This is a genomic window from Shewanella ulleungensis (assembly GCF_014648315.1).
Classification (GTDB): domain Bacteria; phylum Pseudomonadota; class Gammaproteobacteria; order Enterobacterales; family Shewanellaceae; genus Shewanella; species Shewanella ulleungensis.
This window is the reverse complement of record NZ_BMQW01000004.1, coordinates 26,136-46,330: the sequence shown is the minus strand read 5'-3', so window position 1 is coordinate 46,330 and position 20,195 is coordinate 26,136. Positions and strand designations below refer to the sequence as shown.

The window sequence follows — 20,195 nt, the reverse complement described above, 5'->3', positions numbered from 1 at the left end:
CCTGGATCCCTGATACAAGCACTCAGGGATGACGTGCGGAGAGCAACACCTGGGTCACCAATACAAGCATTTGAGGATGACGTGCGGTAGAGCAACACCTGGGTCCACAATACAAGCATTTTAGGGATGACGTGAAGTTGGAGTATTCAAATAACGCCCACTACTCCGTCATTCCGGCAATGCTTTTGAGCCGGAATCCAGGTGTTTACTCTTATGTGTTAGATCTTAAAACTTAAAACTTATGACCTAAAATCTAAGTCAGAAGAAACACCTGGATCCCTGATACATGCACTCAGGGATGACGTGCGGTGGAGCAACAGCTAGCCCCAATACAGCATTTTGGGAAGACGTGTGGTAGAGCAGCAACTGGGTCCCCAATACAAGCATTTGAGGATGACGGGCTGTTGAGTATTCAAATAACGCCCACTACTCCGTCGTTCCGGCAATGCTGTTGAGCCGGAATCCAGGTGTTAGCTCTTATGTGTTAGATCTTAAAACTTAAAACTGATAACCTAAAATCTAAGTCAACAGAAACACCTGGATCCCCGATAAAAGCACTCGAGGATGACGTGCGGTTGGAGCAACACCTGGGTCCACAATACAAGCATTTGAGGATGACGTGCGGTAGAGCAACAGCTAGCCCCAATACAAGCATTTGAGGATGACGTATGGTAGAGCAGCAACTGGGTCTCCAATACAAGCATTTGAGGATGACATGCTGTTGAGTATTCAAATAACGCCCACTACTACGTCGTTCCGGCAATGTTGTTGAGCCGGAATCCAGGTGTTAGCTCTTACGTGTTTAATTTTAATATCTAAAGTCTGAAATTTAAGTCAACAGAAACACCTGGATCCCTGATACAAGCACTCAGGGATGACATGAGGGTGAAACCTAGAACTTAGAACCTAGCACCGATATTTATAAATTCTAGTTAACTTGACAACATCTTTGCGCTCTATAAGCTTATATGCATTAACATATTGTTTGGAGTCTGTAATGAAAAAACTGTTTATCGCCGTCGCGGTATTAGCGCTAAGCGCTTGTAGCACCTTAAAATCAAGTTCAGACTTTGATCCATCGGTAAACTTTAGCCAATATAAGTCTTTCGCTTGGGTAGAAAAAAACAATGGCGATGCGGAATATCATCTAGATGGCCTAATGGACCAGCGTGTCCGAACTGCAATTGAAACTCAATTAAGCCAAAAAGGTATCAGTAAAGTCGATAAGCCAGAAGCGGACTTATTAATAAATTACATTACAAAAGTCGATAAAAAAATCAACGTAGACACCTTTAATAGCCATTTCGGTTATAACCCCTACTATGGTCCACGCTGGGGACTAGCCGGTTCAATGCAAACAGAGACTATAGTTCGTGAATATGAAGTTGGTACTCTAATGGTTGATTTAGTTGACAATAAAACGGGTAAGCTTGTATGGCGTGGTACGATAGCCGACACAGTAAGAGAGCAAAGTACCCCACAAGAACGAGTGGAAACCATTAATCATGCTATTGGCTCTGTCATGATGAATTACCCACCTAAATCAGGCCAATAATTGAAATAGTTTGATCAGTTTCTTCAATTTCAACGACTGATTTATGGACCTAAAAACCTCGGCTTAACAGTCGAGGTTTTTTCTTTTTACATTAACAAAGAAATACAGCTTAATTTATATGTGATGTTTAAAGTCCGAATAAGTATCCATAGCGTTAAATCAAAGCGTTACCGTCATTTTAAAGCAATGAGCAAAAACGATAGATAAAATAAAGCGTGAAAGTGGCGTATTTATAGGCATTCATCGGCAAAACTCATTCAAATGGATGACCAAGTTTGATACTATCTTGAATCGTGAATGGGACGTCACTTACTCAGACATATGAGTAAATTTAAACAAGTGAGTAACAATGAAATCTTGGTATCTACTGTATTGCAAATCACGTGAAGAAGTCCGTGCACAGCAAAACTTGGCTTTGCAAGAAGTCGAAAGCTATTTACCTATGATTAGCCAACAAAAAAAGGTTCGTAATAAAACCCAAATGGTTACGGCACCTCTTTTCCCAAGTTATCTGTTTATCTATTTCGATCCAGAAGTCACTAGCGTAAGCAAAATCCACAATACCCGTGGTGCTAATCGCATCGTCGGCTGTCGAGAAGACATGACCCCCATTGACGACCGAATAATTTCAGCGCTTAAAAGACGTGTTCAAGGACATGTACCTGATGTTGAAAAAACGATAAGCAAAGGCGATAAAGTCACATTTGTTGACGGTCCATTTAAAGATCTCGAGGCCATCTTTGACGAAAGCAACCCAGATAAACGTTGCCATGTATTGTTTACCATTATGGGGCAACAAAAACGTATTTTAGTCGAGTTGACCAATCTTAAATTGATAGATAAAACGAGTGAAATCTAACAGGTATAAAATTACTGTTTTAGCTATAAATGTTGTGAGACATTAACTATATAAAATGTTCAAAAATAGCATTTAAAGTACATTTTGTTCATGTTTCAACCTAATTAATGTTAGAAATATACAAATAAATAAAAATTGTTAGGTTGGTATTTTTTGTGTTTTTTTTGAACAGATTTAATTGTGCTTTTTAGGTACAATAGTTGATGCTCATGACAAGCTGGTAAACAACAGGTACTTTGGAAGCCGTAATCCATGGGCGGTAGCGTGCCTGAAAGGTTAAGATGTCATGTAGACCGTACCCTATTAAATGCGCGATCATTAGCCTATACAAGTTATTAAATATAATGGTTATTATAAAATATACTTTCGTCATTCATCATAAGGGATAAATAATGGATTATTGGTTCCCCGTTTTTGTGACTTTTCTAGTCTCATTTTTTGCCATAAAGCTAGTCAAGCCATTGGCGGTTAAAACAGGTCTTTTAGATTACCCATGTGAAAGGAAAGTTCACGATGGCCATATCCCCTTAGTTGGCGGTATAGCGATCTATTTGTCTGTGCTTATCACTTCAATGGTGTTTATTGAACATAGCCAAAACCTGAATATTTATCTTGTTGCTGCAGCATTGGTATTATTTCTTGGTGCATTAGACGATCGTTATTTACTCTCGGTAAAAGTGAGACTGGTTTCACAGATTATCGTTGCGTCATTAATGATTTTTGGCACCGAAACATATTTGCAAAGTTTTGGTACTATTTTTGGTTTTTTTGAACTTCATTTAGGCTATACAGGGGCAGCAGTCAGTGTTATTGCAATTATAGCGGGTATTAATGCCATAAATATGATGGATGGTATCGATGGTTTGGCTGGGGCATTAAGTTTAATTGCATTTGGGGCTTTAGCATTTTTACTCAGCCGATTTACCAATGAATGGTATCTACTTCCTGTTCTGTTTATCGCTGCATTATTAGCATATCTGCTGTTTAATCTAAACTTACACCATTCATTTACTAAAGTCTTTATGGGTGATTCTGGCAACATGTTTATTGGCTTAACCATAGTGTGGCTAATGATTGTTGGTACTGAACTAGACACACCCGCTTTTAGACCTGTTACTGCGTTATACATCATTGCAATTCCATTGATTGATATGGTGTCGGTCATGATACGTCGAATGAGATCAGGTGGTTCGCCTTTCACTGCAGATAGGCAGCATCTACATCATCTATTTGAGGCTTTAGGATATAGCAGAAGATATGCTTTAGTTGCTATCTCTTGTGTTGCTTGTTTGTTTGCTTTTATTGGTTGCCTTGCTGAAATATATTTCGTCCCAGAGTGGATTCTGTTTACGTTTTTTATCCTGTTATTTACCTGTTACTCACTGTTTACACAACAGATGTGGGATAACATAAATAATAAAAAAAATAACTGAATTTTTTAAATTATTAATCAAATTATTAGATTACATAAAAATATGAAAAAAAAATGCATTATCTCATTTTCTGCCACAATGTTATTTCTTGTCGGCTGTGCTTCCTCACCTCCAGTTATTGAAGCTTCGATCCCACTGCTTGACCAACCGATTAAATCTATCGGTGAGAATGTCATTCCTTCAGAATTGAACTCAATTGTATCCCAGCAACCTCAAGGTTATGCAGGTGTTTATAATGATGTCCAATTTACATTAGGTAAGCAGTATTTTTCGGCTTTAGGTAAACAATGTAGAGAGGTTTACCTAAATTACGCATCTAATAATGCAGATAAGCAAAGACGTGTAGTGTGCAAAGACAATCAAAGTGTTCAATGGTCAATTATTCCTCAAGTAATTGATAGCAAAAACAATCAAATTGACTTTGGAGCATAAATTACATGATTAAATCAATTGATAGTTATTGCCATAAATTAGCCTTAGGCTTTGTTCTTATTACCCAATGTTGTGTGTTTTCAGCCATTGCAGCTGAACCTAATCAAATGTCATTAAGTAATTTACAAAGTATGGGGACAACGCAAACGACATTGCCTAACTCTTCGCTAGAAAATGGCAGTTATGCTAAATCGCCCCGTGACGGGATTATGTTACCCGGAGAGATGACCGCTGCAGAGTTATTACCTATATCAGAAGTCGGTTTACCACCGCCATTTGGCGCTAATTTATTTGCTGGTGGTTATGAAAGTGAACGTATCGATGGCTTAAACGAAGACTACACGATTGCACCGGGTGACAAAGTGTCAATTTGGTTATGGGGCGCAATCAATCAATCTGAAGTCATTACTGTTGATAATCAAGGCAACTTGTTCATTACTAATGTGGGTCCGGTTTATGTGGCAAACGTTAAAGCAAGTCAATTGAATAACTTTGTTAGTCAAAAAATTAAGCAGGTCTATAAAAATAGCGTAGAAATCTACGTAAACTTATTAACAGCTACACCAGTGAGTGTCTATATCAGTGGCAGTGTTATACGTCCTGGGCAATATGCTGGTATCGCATCAGACAGCATACTGTATTACTTAAAACGTGCTGGTGGCATTGACTCTGAGCGTGGTAGCTATCGTTCAATTAAAGTTCTTCGTCAAAATCAGGTTGTACAAGAAATAGACTTATACGACTTCATGTTAAAAGGATTCCTACCTAAATTTAACTTTAAAGATAACGACGTTATTTTGGTCGAGCGACAAAAAGCGACAGTAGTTGTGTCAGGTAGTGTAAGAAACCCGTTTCGATTTGAGTTTACAGGTAATCAATCAAACGGCCAGCAACTAGCAAAGTTTGCTTTACCTCTTGCTAAAGTGAGTCATGTTGGCATTGTTGGCGATCGTAACGATGGTCCTTTTTCTGTCTATTTACCATATCGCGATTTTCAAACATTTAACTTACGCGACGGCGACCGAGTGATATTTAATGATGATATTCGCGCTCAAGTATTCGATATTCAAATTTCAGGTAGTTATCTAGGCCCGTCTTATTTCGCTGTTAAAAAAGAAACACGTTTACACGATCTACTCGCCCAGATTGAAGTGGATAAAAATTTAACAGACTACGAATCTATTTATATTCAGCGTAAAAGTGTCGCGATTAAACAAAAAGAGATGATAGATCAATCTCTTGAACGTTTAGAACGTAGCGTGTTTACCGCACCGGCATCATCAGACGGTGAGGCTAAAATTCGCGCTGAAGAAGGTAAAATGATCCTAGAGTTTACAGAGCGAGCACGTAAAATTATTCCGCTAGGTAAAGTCGTAATATCAGACCAAGGCAAAGTTGCTAATATCCAATTAGAGCAGGGTGACATTGTATTTATTCCAGCTAAAACAGACTTAATTCAAGTCGGCGGTGAAGTATTAATGCCTCAAGCGTTGGTGTTTAACAAAAATGCAAGTGTAGAAGATTATGTTGCTTGGGCGGGTGGCTACAGCGAACGCGCCAACTATGAGCAAATTATGGTAATACATCCAAACGGCATGATAGACCTAAATGCAAAAGGCCCTCTAAGAGCTGGCGACCAAATTTTAGTCTTGCCAAAAGTGGACGCTAAAATTATGCAGTCAATTAAAGATGTAACTCAAATTATCTACCAAATAGCCATCGCGGCTAATGTGGCTACATAATTAATGACCACTATTATAAAACGTAATAATTGGGCAATATGGCGTGACGTCATATTCGCCCTTTTTGTGCGCGAGATACGAACCAGTTTTAATGACCGCTTAGGACTAGCTTGGGCAGTGGTCAATCCACTGGTGTTTATCTTTGCATTGTCATATATGCGGGGGCGAATGAGCGGCGGGGAGACTCATACCATACCTACATTCGAGTTTATGATGTATGGTATGCTTCTTATTCAGTTGTTTTTAGATGTTTTAATGAACAGCTCTAATGCAATTAAAAAAAATAAAGCTCTGTTTGCTTTTAGGCAAGTACAACCCATTAGCAGTATTATCGCTACGGGCGCATTTTACTTTGTAGTTAAATTGGCTGTGTATTTATTAGTTTTAGTGATCATGTATTTCTTGGGAATGGAGTTTCGTATAGACGACCCATTCTTCATTATTATCAATGCTGTTGCTTTATGGCTAATTGCCACGTCTTTAGGGCTGATTTTTGCAATAGCGCAATGTTATGTGCCTGAGATTAGCAAGATTCAATCTGTATTAACTCGGCCATTATTTTTCATATCAGCAGTGTTTTTCTCAATGCAAGATATTCCGCCTGAATATTGGCATTATTTGGACTGGAATCCGATTTTGCATGCTATTGAGCTTTCGCGCCATGCTGCATATAACACGTACAGTAACGAGGCCGTTAGTGAGTTTTATTTATTTGGTTCGGCATTAGTATTTACATTTTTTGCGTTATCGGTTTATCAAATCTCATGGAAACAGGCGATCAGTCGATGATGAACTTATACAGGAGTCATCGCGCATGATAAGGCTCGAGAATGTGACAAAATATTATCCATCAGCACTGGGTAAACAATACATTTTTGACAATGTGAGTTTTGATATTCCCTCTGGACATAATATTGCTATTTTAGGCAGTAATGGTGCCGGTAAATCAACGTTATTCAGGATATTAGCGGGCAGCGAATATCCTAATAAAGGGCGAATAGTCACCGACCTGCATTTATCATGGCCGGTTGCGTTAACGACCGGTATTCACGGACAAATGACAGGGGCTGAAAATGCCCGTTTTATCGGCATGATAAATGGCGTCGCAGACTTAGACACCTATGTAAACAGAGTTCGTCAATTTGCAGAGTTAGGGCCTAAATTTGATTTACCTGTCGGCACTTATTCTAGCGGTATGAAGCCACGTCTTGCTTTTGCCTGTTCTATAGGGATTGACTTTGATGTTTACCTCATTGATGAGGTTACGTCCGTTGGAGATGCCAAGTTTCGTAATAAAGCAAGAAAAGCGCTTACACAAAAAAGTAAAACAGCCAATGTGATTATGGTGAGTCATGAAATGGACGAGCTCAGGCACTTTTGTGACAGTGCTATTGTGTTACATAAAGGTCAATTAACTTTTTACAACGATCTCGAGCAAGGTATTGCTCAGTATCAGGCATTATAATTATGAGTCAACAAGCAGTAGACAAAATAGAACAACGGTTTCAAGCATTAGCTGAAAAAACTGATCCTAATATTTGGAATACGCCTAAACAGCTTATTGCATTATCGCAGCAAATTGAGCTAACCGACATTTATTTAGCAAGACGAGTATTGCAGCGGGTGCGTAATTTACAGCCCGACAATCCTCGAATTGTTCGTGAACTAACACGTTTATCAAATGAGATTGCGACAAAAGCACAATTGACTCAAACAAGTTCTTCAGAAGAAACACTTAATAAAAACATGCTTGATACCAAGCTTGAAAGTGATACACATAATTCTGAACAGTCGTCTATATTCAGCAAAATTACAGTGTTAGCGGCTAATACTTCCAATTATGCTAAAGCTAAAAAAATTAACCAACCCTGGTTTCTGCTCTTAGTCATCCCATTTATATTGTTTGCTTTTTATCAATTAGTTTGGGCTGCTCCTCGTTATGAGAGTAGGGCACAATTGATTGTTCAACAACCTGACGGAATGTCTACAATGGACCCGTCAATGGCAATATTAAGTGGCTTAGGCGTAGGTTCTAATTCAACTGCGGACACTGAGATCGCCAAAGCATATATTCATTCAGAAGACATGCTTAAGTTTTTACAAGCAAAGTATAATATTCAACAGCATTATCACGAGGGTGGAGATATTTTTTCTCGGTTGAGTAATAACGCAACAATAGAAGACTTATTACAATATTATATTGAGCACACCGCAGTTGAGATTGATGATAAATCCGGTGTCATTAAAGTATTAGCCCAAGGTTTTAGCCCTGAGTTTGCTAATAAACTAACCCAAGCGATTGTTGATCGAGCGGAGTGGTATATAAACTCTATTGGGCATCAACTGGCCGATGCACAGTTAGAGTTTATTCGCGGAGAACACAAACAAATAGAGGTACGTTTGCGCGATGCGCAAAAAAGTATTTTAGCATTTCAGCAAAAAAACAATTTGTTAGATCCTGAAGCCGAAGGTTCGGCATTTCAACAAATTACCTATGGTTTAGAAAGCCAAATAGCGTCAAAAAGTGCTGAATTAAAAGGCTTGAAATCAGTGATGACAGGCAAGGCTCCGCAAGTTGTCATACTCGAATCAGAGTTAAATGCACTTAAAAATCAATTAGAGCTTGAACGTGATCGTCTTTCGCTTCAAGACACAAATGGCACATCTGTTTCTGCTGTAACAAGTAGCACTAATTCAAATGCGATTTTAGCCAAGGGGACCGCGGTTAGTGAAGTGTTAGCCCAATTTGCCGACTTAAAAATTGAATTAGAACTTGCCTTACAAGGCTACACTTCGTCAGAGATTTCATTAGACAAGGCAAGAATTGAAGCTTATCGCCAACTAAAATATTTAGTAGTGGTAGAGTCAGCTACATTTCCTGAAGATAATCAATATCCTAAAACCTTATACAATATTTTATTGTTTCTAGTGATACAACTAATGCTTTATGCCATTGGCAAAATTATTATTGCAACAGCGAAAGAGCTTCGTTAATTCATTTAACAAACTTTGTTGCTAGATTTTATTTTTTATTGGACCTTAATATGAATATCGTTTCCGCACCTAAAAACAAAACATCTCGTAAAGGTATTATTTTAGCCGGTGGTTCTGGTACGCGCCTATACCCATTAACTAAAGTTGTCAGTAAGCAGCTTATGCCTGTTTACGATAAACCGATGATTTACTATCCCATATCAACCTTGATGGTGGCTGGCATTACTGAGATTTTGGTTATTGCAACACCAGCTGAGTTGCCCCGTTTTAAAGAGTTACTTGGCGACGGCAGTGATTGGGGGATTTGTTTTGAATATGTAGAACAACCAAGTCCAGATGGTCTTGCGCAAGCATTTTTACTCGCTGAAGATTTTCTACAAGGCCAAAGTGCGGCATTAGTGCTTGGCGATAACTTGTTTTATGGCCACGATTTATCAATCTCACTACAAAATGCAACAGCACGTGAAGTAGGTGCAACTGTGTTTGGTTATCATGTTTCTAATCCTAAATCATATGGTGTTGTAGAGTTCGATGAGACTGGTAAAGCAATTTCGATAGAAGAGAAGCCTTTGCAGCCAAAATCAAATTATGCGGTACCGGGGTTATATTTCTTCGACAATCGAGTGGTTGAATACGCTAAAAATGTTAAGCCTTCAGCGCGTGGTGAACTAGAAATTACTGATGTAATCGAGCAGTACTTAGATAAGCAAGAATTAAGTGTAGAAATTATGGGCCGCGGCACAGCCTGGCTAGACACTGGAACATTAGATGATTTGTTAGATGCAGCGAACTTTATCCGCGCAATCGAAAAACGCCAGGGGTTAAAAATCAATTGCCCTGAAGAAATTGCTTATCGCATGGGTTACATAAACGAACAACAATTACGTGACTTAGCCGCACCACTTAAAAAGTCAGGTTACGGACAATACTTACTCGATATTTTAGAACAAAAAGTGTTTTAGTAAGCTTAGAAGAGACGAGTAGAAAGTGACAAGTCACAAGTCACAAGTAAAGGCTTAGAAGAGACGAGTAGAAAGTGACAAGTCACAAGTCACAAGTAAAGGCATAGAAGAGACGAGTAGAAAGTGACAAGTCACAAGTAAAGGCATAGAAGAAACAAGTCACTTGCTGCTTGCCGCTCGTTACTTGTCACTTTTAACTTTCCACTTAAACATCAAGAGAGATTATGAAATTCATAGACACAGCAATTCCAGACGTAAAAATCATTGAGCCGAAGGTCTTTGGCGACGAACGCGGTTTTTTTATGGAGACCTTTCGTACTGAGTTATTTAATCAACACTGTGGTGAGCGTGTATTTGTTCAAGAAAACCACAGTAAATCATCACACGGTATATTACGCGGTCTTCACTACCAAACGGCCAACACACAAGGCAAACTTGTTCGAGTTACAAGGGGTGAGGTGTTTGACGTTGCCGTTGATATGCGTAAAGACTCCGCGACTTTTGGCCAATGGGTTGGAGTATTGCTGTCAGAAGATAATAAACGTCAGTTATGGGTTCCTGAGGGCTTTGCTCATGGCTTTTATGTCACTACGGCAGAAGCAGAGTTTGTTTATAAATGTACAGATATATATAACCCAACGGTCGAAGTATCGCTCAAATGGGACGATCCAACCGTTAACATTCAGTGGCCGTTAGTTGATGGTAAATTACCTTCATTGTCAGCCAAAGATGAAGCCGGATTAGCATTTGCAGATGCGCCGACATTTTAATGTCATTGAATACCCCTCATAAAAAGACGAACAAAAACTAAAATGAAAGTATTAATAACAGGTAAAAATGGCCAACTTGGTTCAGAACTACAACGTAGTTGCCCTGACAATATAGAAATTCAATGCTTTGACAGTCAAACACTTGATATTACCGATATTGCCATAGTGAACGAGATATTAATCGCTTTTTCACCCGATATCGTCATCAATGCTGCTGCTTATACTGCAGTAGATAAAGCAGAGTCAGACATTGAAGCAGCTTATTCGGTTAATAAAACGGGTGCCTCAAACTTAGCATCAGCCTGCAAAGCGATTAATGCAAAGTTAATCCATATTTCGACAGACTTTGTTTTCGACGGTGCTAAAACTACACCTTATGTGTCTACTGATGTGACTAATCCATTAGGTGTTTATGGCGCTTCTAAGTTAGCTGGTGAACAAGCTGTGAGTCTAATTTTAGGTGAACAAGCAATCATAGTTCGCACTGCGTGGGTATACTCACAGTTTGGCAATAATTTTGTTAAAACCATGCTGCGCTTAATGGCCGAAAAAGACCAACTCGGCATAGTATACGATCAAGTAGGTACCCCGACCTGGGCAGCAGGCCTTGCGAATATGCTGTGGGCGTTAGTACAGAAGAGCAGTGACAAGGTTGAAGAGACAAGAGACAAGATACAAGTAACAAGTGACAAGGTAGAAGATGCAAGATACAAGAGACAAGATTCAAGTGACAAGGTTGGAGCTGAGAGCAAGACATTAAATCAGACGACAATTCTTAATTGGACCGATGCCGGCGTCGCGTCATGGTACGATTTTGCAGTGGCTATCCAAGAGCTAGCAATAGAGCAAGGCTTACTCAATAAAGCGATCCCTATTAGTGCAATACCCGCATCAAGCTACCCAACGCCAGCCAAACGCCCTGCATTTAGTATTATTGACAAAACTGAAGCAGAACAGCTAACAGGTGTAAAAACCGTACACTGGCGTACACAATTAAAATCTATGCTCGCAGAAGTTAAAGCGGAGAAGGTGAAAGTCGAAAGTGACAAGTAACAAGAAAAGCCGAGAAAAGAACAGGTGAAAGTCGAAAGTGACAAGTAACAAGAAAAGCTGAGAAAGAATAGGTGAAAGTCGAAAGTGACAAGTAACAAGAAAAGCTGAGAAAGAATAGGTGAAAGTCGAAAGTGACAAGTAACAAGAAAAGCCGAGAAAAGAACAGGTGAAAGTCGAAAGTGACAAGTAACAAGAAAAGCTGAGAAAGAATAGGTGAAAGTCGAAAGTGACAAGTAACAAGAAAAGCTGAGAAAGAACAGGTGAAAGTCGAAAGTGACAAGTAACAAGAAAAGCCGAGAAAAGAACAGGTGAAAGTCGAAAGTGACAAGTAACAAGAAAAGCTGAGAAAAGAACAGGTGAAAGTCGAAAGTGACAAGTAACAAGAAGAGCTGAGAAAGAACAGGTGAAAGTCGAAAGTGACAAGTAACAAGAAAAGCTGAGAAAGAATAGGTGAAAGTCGAAAGTGACAAGTAACAAGAAAAGCTGAGAAAGAACAGGTGAAAGTCGAAAGTGACAAGTAACAAGAAAAGCTGAGAAAAGAACAGGTGAAAGTCGAAAGTGACAAGTAACAAGAAAAGCTGAGAAAGAATAGGTGAAAGTCGAAAGTGACAAGTAACAAGAAAAGCTGAGAAAGAATAGGTGAAAGTCGAAAGTGACAAGTAACAAGAAAAGCTGAGAAAGAATAGGTGAAAGTCGAAAGTGACAAGTAACAAGAAGAGCTGAGAAAGAATAGGTGAAAGTCGAAAGTGACAAGTAACAAGAAAAGCTGAGAAAAGAACAGGTGAAAGTCGAAAGTGACAAGTAACAAGAAAAGCTGAGAAAGAATAGGTTAAAGTCGAAAGTGACAAGTAACAAGAAAAGCAAAAATATAAATGCATACCGCAAGTAGCAAACAGACAAAAGCTGGACGTTGGGCTAAGGTTTACAATCACTAAAGAACAGTGAAAGGACTGTTTATGAGATTTGAAGACCTTGAAATTTGGAATCGTTCGGTGATTTTGTCAGCTGAAATTTATACTTATTTCAGGCGTTCACGTGATTTTGGTTTTAAAGATCAAATCACACGTTCTTCATTGTCAGTACATTCAAATATTGCTGAGGGTTTTGAAAGAAAAAGCAGGAAAGAGTTTGCTAACTTTTTGTCTTATGCCAAAGGTTCTTGTGGAGAATTAAGAACTCAAATCTATATCGGAATCAAGATTGAATATATTTCATCTGAAATAGGTAATCAATGGATTAGAGAGTCTGAAGAAATTTCAAGAATGATTGCAAGTCTAATGGCCAAAAAGCTTCAATAACCTCGGACTCTAGACTATTGCCACTTGCAGCTTGCAGCTTGTCGCTTGTCGCTTGCAGCTCGTCCCTTGCAGCTTGTTACTTGTCACTCGTCACTTGCAACTTGTTACTTGTTACTTGCAGCTTGCAGCTTGTCACTCGTCACTTGCAACTTGTTACTTGCAACTTGTCGCTTGCAGCTTGTCGCTTGTCGCTTGTTACTTGCAGCTTGCAGCTTGCAGCTTGCAGCTTGCAGCTTGTCACTCGTCACTCGTCACTTGCCACTTGCCACTTGCCACTTGTTACTTGCAGCTCGTCACTTGTCACTCGCCTCTTAAGTTTAAACAATCTCGGGCGTAAGCCCTAAAATCGTTAAATGGAATATAAAAATGGAACAACGTAATTTACTCGTCACTGGTGGCGCAGGATTTATTGGGGCAAATTTTGTCCACTATTGGTTAGCACAATACCCACAAGATAACGTGGTTGTGTTAGATGCCTTGACATATGCAGGCAACAAAGCCAATTTAGATATCGTTGCTGATAATAATAAAATGACATTTGTGCATGGCAATATTTGTGATACCGCATTAATCGAATCCCTTATTGATACCCATCAATTAAATACCATAGTCCATTTCGCCGCAGAGTCGCACGTTGACCGTTCAATCACTGGGCCAGATGCCTTTATCGAAACCAACATTCTAGGCACCTATAGTTTATTAAAGGCGGCTAAGAAAAAGTGGATAGATGAGCCAAAAGCACAAGGAAAACCTACACCAGAACATCGTTTTCACCACGTCAGCACAGACGAAGTCTATGGCACCTTAAGTGCAACAGCCCCAGCCTTTACTGAAGAAACAGCTTATGCGCCTAATTCACCTTATTCAGCATCTAAAGCAGCTAGCGATCATTTAGTTCGAGCTTATCACCACACTTATGGGTTAGAGGTAACAACCTCAAACTGTTCAAATAACTATGGCCCATATCACTTCCCAGAAAAGCTGATCCCGTTAATTGTTACCAACATACTTAACGACAAACCATTGCCAGTATATGGTGATGGTCAGCAAATTCGCGACTGGCTATACGTTGAAGATCACGCCCGTGGTATCGAACTAGTACTTAACAAAGGTCGCATAGGCGAAAACTACAACATTGGTGGCAATAACGAGTGGGCTAATATCGATATCGTCAAGCTAGTGTGTAAAGTGATGAACGCTAAATTTGCTGCTGATGTAACCCTGGCGAGTCGCTTCCCACATGCCGCATCTGCCATTTCGGGTAAAACAGAAGCACTTATTACCTATGTACAAGACCGTGCTGGTCATGACAGACGCTACGCAATTGACGCCACAAAAACAAATAACGAATTAGGCTACGTACCTGCAGAAAGCTTTGAAACAGGCTTTGCGAAAACATTAGACTGGTTTTTAACAAACGACAGCTGGTGGAAAGCAGTATTAGATGGTTCTTATCAATCTTAAATAAATAGGTTTAGACATGGAAATTGTACCAGTAATTATGGCCGGCGGTTCGGGTACGCGTTTATGGCCATTAAGTCGCTCATTATTCCCAAAGCAATTTTTATCGCTTGCAACAAACCAAAGTATGTTGCAAGAAACGTTAAAAAGAACTTTCGGCCTTGAAACCGCAAAAGCGGTTTTACTTTGTAATGAAAACCATCGTTTTTTGGTGGCTGAGCAACTCAGAACCCTAAATTACAAGAATGCGCGTATTTTACTTGAGCCTGCTGGTCGTAATACTGCACCTGCGTTAGCGTTAGCAGCATTTGATATTATTAACACACGCCAAGATGGTGTGATGATGGTGATGGCAGCCGACCATGTTATTGAAGATACCGCAGCATTTGAATATGCAGTAAATCAAGCCATGCCATTAGCGCTAAATAATAATTTACTCACGTTTGGGATTGTTGCTAACGCGCCAGAAACCGGCTATGGCTATATTAAACGTGGTGCTCAACTAGCTGATTCTGCATATCAAGTTGAGCAGTTTGTAGAAAAGCCAAGCTTAAATACAGCAATGCAATATCTTGATTCCGGTGACTACTACTGGAACAGCGGTATGTTTTTATTTAAAGCCAGTGTGTATTTGCAAGAGCTAAAAAAATGGGCGCCTAAAATATACCAAGCGTGTGAAACAGCATACCAACAAAAAACAGAAGACTTAGATTTTGTTCGCGCGGGTAAAGACGCCTTTTTAGCATCACCAGATGACTCTATCGACTATGCCATTATGGAACAAACGGATAAAGCGATTGTTATACCATTGGACGCCGGATGGAGTGACATAGGCTCATGGTCTGCGCTTTGGGAAATTGATGGCAAAGACACTAACAACAACGCCATTAATGGTGATGTAATGTTGCACGACACTAAAAACTCACTAGTGCACTCAACAAGTCGGCTCGTAACCACCGTTGGCTTAGAAAACATTGTTATTGTCGAAACAAAAGATGCAGTACTGGTGGCTGAAAAAAGCAAGGTACAAGACGTAAAACACATTGTCGATAGATTAAAGAAAAACTCACGTACAGAGGCTCTTAACCACCGCGAAGTATACCGCCCTTGGGGTAAGTATGATTCAGTCGACAATGGAGATCGTTATCAGGTTAAGCGAATTACAGTAAAACCCGGTGCCAAGTTAAGTGTGCAAATGCATCATCATCGGGCAGAACACTGGATTGTGGTTTCTGGTACAGCCAAAGTCACTAATGGCGACAAACAAATACTACTCACTGAAAACCAATCAACCTTTATTCCAGTTGGTGTAATTCATGCGTTAGAAAACCCCGGTAAGGTTGATTTAGAATTGATAGAAGTCCAATCGGGTAGCTATTTGGGTGAAGATGACATAGTGCGTTTTGAAGATCGCTACGGAAGGGTATAGCCAAACATTATGGATAAGTTAACTTGTTTTAAAGCATATGATATTCGCGGGCAATTGGGCACAGAGTTAAATGAAGATATTGCTTATAGAATTGGTAGAGCCTACGCCGCAGCCATAAAGCCTAAAACTGTAGTTGTTGGTGGTGATGCGCGTGCAACAAGCGAAGCATTAAAACTGGCCGTTGCGCAGGGGTTACAAGATGGTGGTGTCAATGTTATAGACATTGGTATGGTAGGCACTGAAGAAATTTATTTTGCCACGAGTAATCTCAATCTAGATGGTGGTATTGAAGTTACCGCTTCACATAATCCTATTGACTACAATGGTATGAAGCTAATACGTGAAAACAGCAAGCCAATATCTGGCGATACTGGTTTAAATGAAATTCAACGTTTAGCCGAGCAAAACAACTGGCAAACCGATGAAAATATCACTAAAGGCTGTTATACCAAGCAGTCAAATTTGTCTGCGTATGTAGAGCATTTACTCACTTACATTACTCCAAGTAACATTAAGCCTTTAAAATTGGTTGTAAATGCAGGCAATGGCGCAGCAGGGCATGTAATTGATGCGCTAGAGTCTGCTTTTGCTAGCAACAATATTCCAATAGAGTTTATCAAAGTACATCATAATCCTGATCCAACTTTCCCTAACGGTATACCTAATCCATTATTGCCCGAAAATAGGGCCGACACGGCCAATGCGGTAAAGCAACATAATGCAGACATGGGCATTGCCTGGGATGGTGACTTCGACCGCTGTTTCTTGTTTGACGAAACCGGTGAATTTATTGAAGGCTATTATATTGTTGGCTTATTGGCAGAAGCTTTTTTGGTTAAAAATCCAGGCGAAAAAATAATCTTCGACCCAAGAGTTTACTGGAATACCGTCGACATCGTCGAATCTAATAACGGTATCCCTGTAATGTCTAAAACGGGTCACGCTTTTATTAAAGAACGCATGCGTAAAGAAGACGCCATTTATGGTGGCGAAATGAGTGCGCATCATTATTTTAGAGACTTTGCCTATTGCGACAGCGGCATGATCCCATGGTTGTTGGTCGCTGAGCTGCTAAGCATTAAATCAGTGCCACTTTCTAGCATGGTGAAACAACGAATTGCCAAGTACCCCAGCTCAGGTGAAATAAACCGTAAAGTTAACGATGCTGATATCACAATAACAGCAATTGAACAAAAATATGCCGCGCTGCCAAATGCCAAAATAGATTACACAGATGGACTAGGTATAGAGTTCCCAGAGTGGCGGTTTAATTTACGTAAATCAAATACTGAACCATTGATCAGACTTAATGTTGAATCCAAAAGAGACACACTAATCATGACAGAAAAGACACAAGAAATTTTACAAGATGTAGTCGCTGAACCTACAGTAAAACAGGCTGATCAAGTAACGGTATCTGGCCCTAAATTACACGGCAATATTGAAGGTCTACATGCCGGGCATTTAGAAGGATGGGCTGCTTCAAAATTGAATGATAAGCCATTACATGTAAAAGTACTTGCTGATAATATTGTTATTGGTCATGGTATCGCAGATCAATTTAGACCTGATTTAAAACAAAACGGTATTCATAACGGCATTCATAAATTTATTATTCCGCTAACCACTGTTTGGAGCCAAAAAACAAAACAAGTCAAGCTTCAGTTAGTGGATGCTGAAACCAACGAGAAAGTGGCACATCCTGAGTTCATCTACGAAATTCAGCAACGTGAAATACAAGCAGAACTAATACGAGAGCAACATGGGCACCTGCTGATTGATTTTAAGTCAAATCAAGAGTTAGGCCAGTTTATGATTGAGGTTTATCATAACGACAAGGTCATTGCTAATCAGACACTTGATATAGCAGCCAACCATCACCGCGCGCATGTAACATTACCATTTAGCTTAATAGACGGTAACACTCATTTATTAAAAGTCGGCATTGTCGGTTTTCCTGATATATTAGCCATGGGGTTAATTACTGCACATCCAGTGCAAACCCCTTGGCAATACATAAAAGAAAGCTATAAACAGCCTGGCTTTATGTCATTGCCCAAGCAAGCTTCGCACCGTTATGAATCTTTAGAGTACCAGCTGCAGGCTATTGCAAACGAAGCGTCATCACTCAATGTTAAAGACATTATGACAGTACATAATGTGTTAGTTGAAGGTTATGAAGGCCGCACCAAATTCCCTAAATTTAGCTTACCTCAATTTGAGCAACCTCGTGTGTCAATTATTGTGCCGGCCTACAATAAGTTTGAGCTGACTTATCACTGTATTGCCTCAATTGCATTAGCATTCAATAAAACCAGTTATGAAGTGATTTTAGCGGACGATTGCTCGACTGATGAAACAGCCGACGCAGAAAGTATTATCGAAAACCTTGTTATTTCACGTAATCCAGAAAACTTACGCTTTTTACGCAGTTGTAACCGCGCGGCGACTATTGCCAAAGGCGAGTTCATTATCATGTTAAATAATGATACCGAGGTCACCTCATTCTGGATTGATGAGTTAATTAATAAGTTAGATGAAGATCAAACCATTGGTATGACTGGCTCCAAACTGCTTAATTTAGACGGTAGCTTGCAAGAAGCGGGCGGTATCGTGTGGGAAAACGGTCAACCCTGGAACGTTGGGCGCGACCGTAACCCAATGGCACCAGAGTTTAACTATGCCCGTGAAGTCGACTACCTAACCGGTGCAGCTATGTGCATTCGTGCATCAGTGTGGGCCGACGTTGGCTCGTTTAGCGAAGAGTTAGTGCCATGTTACTACGAAGACACTGATATCGCATTTAAAGTGCGCGATGCAGGCTATAAAACCGTGTATGTGCCACATTCACAAGTGGTTCACTTTGAAGGCCAAAGCCACGGTACCGATGTCACTAAAGGATTAAAACGTTATCAAGTGGTTAACGAGCAAACTTTCCGTGCTAAGTGGTTTAAAGCCTTTAGAAATAACGGTAAGGCAAGTTTAGACAACATGATGATCGAAAAAGACCGTAATGTTGATCAGCGCGTGTTAGTTATCGACTATGCCTCACCCATGCCCAATAAAGATGCAGGCAGTTACGCCGCAATTCAAGAAATTAAACTCATCCAGTCATTAGGGTTTAAAGTCACTTTTGTACCAGAAAACATGGCCCACTTTGGTAAGTACACTATCGAGTTACAGCGTATGGGCGTAGAAGTACTATATTCTCCGTTTTATACATCAGTGCACGACGTTCTTGGTAAACGCTTAGCAGAAATGGATGCGGTTTACATTACTCGTTATGCAGTGGCTGAAAAATACATAGACTATATTCAGCAACACTCGCAGGCAAAAATATTATTTAACAACGCTGATTTGCATTTTTTACGCGAATTACGCGCATCACTGCGTGGTGAAGTAAACCAAAAAGGATTAGAGAAAGCGCTAGAAACAAGAACCCAAGAGCTTGCCGTGTGTCAAAAAGCCGATGCCATTTTATGTTATAACGCCACAGAGCATGCGGTCATTACCTCGCATATCCTAGATGCTAACAAATTACACATTACCCCATGGGTGCTTGAACAAAAACCAGTCGGCCCAGCGTTTGAACAACGCCAGGGGATTGCCTTTTTAGGCGGTTTTAATCATTATCCAAATGTTGAAGCCGTTGAATATTTGGCAAAAGATATTATGCCGCTGCTATATAAGCAGCGCCCAGACATTACTCTTTACGTGTATGGCAGTAACATGCCTGTGTCGCTTAAACAGTATGATACAGATAATATCAAAATGCTGGGATTTGCAGAAACATTAGATGGCGTATACCACGACCATCGCGTGTTTGTTGCCCCGCTATTATCAGGCGCAGGTATTAAAGGTAAAGTACTCGAGGCCATGGCCTACGGTACACCAACCATTCTCACCGAGGTAGCAGCAGAGGGAACTGGGTTAACGCAAGGAATCAGCACACTCATTGCTCAAGAGCCGCAAGAATGGGTAGACGCGATAATTAAGTTGTACGACGACAGAGTGCTTTGGGCTAAGTTTGCCGAAAACGAGCAAACTTTAGTGGCCGAAAAGTATTCTGTTGAGCATGGACACAAAGCATTTAAAAAGATTTTTGCCAGTGTTGGCGTGTATTCAAGTAAATAACATGACAAAACAAAGGCCAACGAAGCACCTAACAGCTTGTTTACAATAACAAGTTGTTAGCGCAAAGGATAAC

General features: G+C 40.0%; 15 protein-coding genes and 1 pseudogene. All 16 read left to right on the top strand.

The window, feature by feature from the left end; translation table 11 throughout:
- The first annotated feature begins 997 nt into the window (after positions 1-997).
- The 16 genes and pseudogenes from IEY40_RS09135 to IEY40_RS09060 all read left to right on the top strand — a co-directional run bounded on the left by IEY40_RS09135 (position 998) and on the right by IEY40_RS09060 (position 20,122).
- Positions 998-1,555 carry a DUF4136 domain-containing protein gene (locus IEY40_RS09135; protein ID WP_188955421.1) on the top strand — a complete coding sequence of 186 codons (558 nt, stop codon included), beginning with the start codon at positions 998-1,000 and terminating at the stop codon, positions 1,553-1,555.
- 349 nt (positions 1,556-1,904) lie between these two features.
- Positions 1,905-2,414, top strand: coding sequence for a transcription/translation regulatory transformer protein RfaH (gene rfaH / locus IEY40_RS09130; protein ID WP_188955419.1), 510 nt, complete (start codon positions 1,905-1,907; stop codon positions 2,412-2,414).
- 392 nt (positions 2,415-2,806) lie between these two features.
- On the top strand, positions 2,807-3,847 hold the full coding sequence (wecA, locus tag IEY40_RS09125) for a UDP-N-acetylglucosamine--undecaprenyl-phosphate N-acetylglucosaminephosphotransferase (RefSeq protein ID WP_188955417.1): 1,041 nt from the start codon (positions 2,807-2,809) through the stop codon (positions 3,845-3,847).
- A 42-nt stretch (positions 3,848-3,889) separates the two neighbouring features.
- Entirely contained in the window at positions 3,890-4,279 is a 390-nt protein-coding gene (locus IEY40_RS09120; protein ID WP_229777065.1) for a putative periplasmic lipoprotein, read from the top strand.
- Positions 4,280-4,284: 5 nt separating this feature from the next.
- Complete coding sequence (locus tag IEY40_RS09115) at positions 4,285-6,021, top strand: polysaccharide biosynthesis/export family protein (RefSeq protein ID WP_229777064.1); 1,737 nt, start codon at positions 4,285-4,287, stop codon at positions 6,019-6,021.
- A gap of 3 nt (positions 6,022-6,024) precedes the next feature.
- Positions 6,025-6,810 (top strand): ABC transporter permease, encoded by a 786-nt coding sequence (locus IEY40_RS09110; RefSeq protein WP_188955415.1) that lies wholly within the window; start codon positions 6,025-6,027, stop codon positions 6,808-6,810.
- Between the two features lie 25 nt (positions 6,811-6,835).
- On the top strand, positions 6,836-7,486 hold the full coding sequence (locus tag IEY40_RS09105; RefSeq protein WP_188955413.1) for an ABC transporter ATP-binding protein: 651 nt from the start codon (positions 6,836-6,838) through the stop codon (positions 7,484-7,486).
- Between the two features lie 2 nt (positions 7,487-7,488).
- Entirely contained in the window at positions 7,489-9,015 is a 1,527-nt protein-coding gene (locus IEY40_RS09100; RefSeq protein WP_188955411.1) for a KpsE/RkpR family capsule polysaccharide export protein, read from the top strand.
- A 50-nt stretch (positions 9,016-9,065) separates the two neighbouring features.
- A complete protein-coding gene (gene rfbA, locus IEY40_RS09095) occupies positions 9,066-9,977 on the top strand; it encodes a glucose-1-phosphate thymidylyltransferase RfbA (RefSeq protein WP_188955409.1) in 912 nt (303 codons plus the stop codon).
- Between the two features lie 224 nt (positions 9,978-10,201).
- Positions 10,202-10,747, top strand: coding sequence for a dTDP-4-dehydrorhamnose 3,5-epimerase (gene rfbC / locus IEY40_RS09090; RefSeq protein WP_188955407.1), 546 nt, complete (start codon positions 10,202-10,204; stop codon positions 10,745-10,747).
- A gap of 42 nt (positions 10,748-10,789) precedes the next feature.
- Positions 10,790-11,800 carry a dTDP-4-dehydrorhamnose reductase gene (rfbD, locus tag IEY40_RS09085; RefSeq protein ID WP_188955405.1) on the top strand — a complete coding sequence of 337 codons (1,011 nt, stop codon included), beginning with the start codon at positions 10,790-10,792 and terminating at the stop codon, positions 11,798-11,800.
- Positions 11,801-12,756: 956 nt separating this feature from the next.
- Complete coding sequence (locus IEY40_RS09080; protein ID WP_188955404.1) at positions 12,757-13,098, top strand: four helix bundle protein; 342 nt, start codon at positions 12,757-12,759, stop codon at positions 13,096-13,098.
- A 366-nt stretch (positions 13,099-13,464) separates the two neighbouring features.
- Positions 13,465-14,562, top strand: a complete 1,098-nt coding sequence (rfbB, locus tag IEY40_RS09075) for a dTDP-glucose 4,6-dehydratase (RefSeq protein WP_188955402.1) — start codon at positions 13,465-13,467, stop codon at positions 14,560-14,562.
- Between the two features lie 16 nt (positions 14,563-14,578).
- Positions 14,579-15,988 (top strand): mannose-1-phosphate guanylyltransferase/mannose-6-phosphate isomerase, encoded by a 1,410-nt coding sequence (locus IEY40_RS09070; RefSeq protein WP_188955399.1) that lies wholly within the window; start codon positions 14,579-14,581, stop codon positions 15,986-15,988.
- A gap of 9 nt (positions 15,989-15,997) precedes the next feature.
- Positions 15,998-17,356, top strand: a pseudogene (locus tag IEY40_RS09065) (phosphohexomutase domain-containing protein); the annotation flags it as partial.
- A gap of 444 nt (positions 17,357-17,800) precedes the next feature.
- Entirely contained in the window at positions 17,801-20,122 is a 2,322-nt protein-coding gene (locus IEY40_RS09060) for a glycosyltransferase (protein ID WP_308424502.1), read from the top strand.
- The last annotated feature ends 73 nt before the right edge of the window (positions 20,123-20,195 follow it).

Coding starts and splice junctions, on each gene's coding strand:
- IEY40_RS09110 (WP_188955415.1), top strand. CDS start 6,025: ATGACCACTATTATAAAACGTAATAATTGGGCAATATGGCGTGACGTC.
- rfbA (WP_188955409.1), top strand. CDS start 9,066: ATGAATATCGTTTCCGCACCTAAAAACAAAACATCTCGTAAAGGTATT.
- IEY40_RS09115 (WP_229777064.1), top strand. CDS start 4,285: ATGATTAAATCAATTGATAGTTATTGCCATAAATTAGCCTTAGGCTTT.
- IEY40_RS09105 (WP_188955413.1), top strand. CDS start 6,836: ATGATAAGGCTCGAGAATGTGACAAAATATTATCCATCAGCACTGGGT.
- IEY40_RS09080 (WP_188955404.1), top strand. CDS start 12,757: ATGAGATTTGAAGACCTTGAAATTTGGAATCGTTCGGTGATTTTGTCA.
- IEY40_RS09060 (WP_308424502.1), top strand. CDS start 17,801: ATGATTGAGGTTTATCATAACGACAAGGTCATTGCTAATCAGACACTT.
- rfbB (WP_188955402.1), top strand. CDS start 13,465: ATGGAACAACGTAATTTACTCGTCACTGGTGGCGCAGGATTTATTGGG.
- IEY40_RS09135 (WP_188955421.1), top strand. CDS start 998: ATGAAAAAACTGTTTATCGCCGTCGCGGTATTAGCGCTAAGCGCTTGT.
- IEY40_RS09120 (WP_229777065.1), top strand. CDS start 3,890: ATGAAAAAAAAATGCATTATCTCATTTTCTGCCACAATGTTATTTCTT.
- rfbD (WP_188955405.1), top strand. CDS start 10,790: ATGAAAGTATTAATAACAGGTAAAAATGGCCAACTTGGTTCAGAACTA.
- IEY40_RS09100 (WP_188955411.1), top strand. CDS start 7,489: ATGAGTCAACAAGCAGTAGACAAAATAGAACAACGGTTTCAAGCATTA.
- IEY40_RS09070 (WP_188955399.1), top strand. CDS start 14,579: ATGGAAATTGTACCAGTAATTATGGCCGGCGGTTCGGGTACGCGTTTA.
- rfbC (WP_188955407.1), top strand. CDS start 10,202: ATGAAATTCATAGACACAGCAATTCCAGACGTAAAAATCATTGAGCCG.
- wecA (WP_188955417.1), top strand. CDS start 2,807: ATGGATTATTGGTTCCCCGTTTTTGTGACTTTTCTAGTCTCATTTTTT.
- rfaH (WP_188955419.1), top strand. CDS start 1,905: ATGAAATCTTGGTATCTACTGTATTGCAAATCACGTGAAGAAGTCCGT.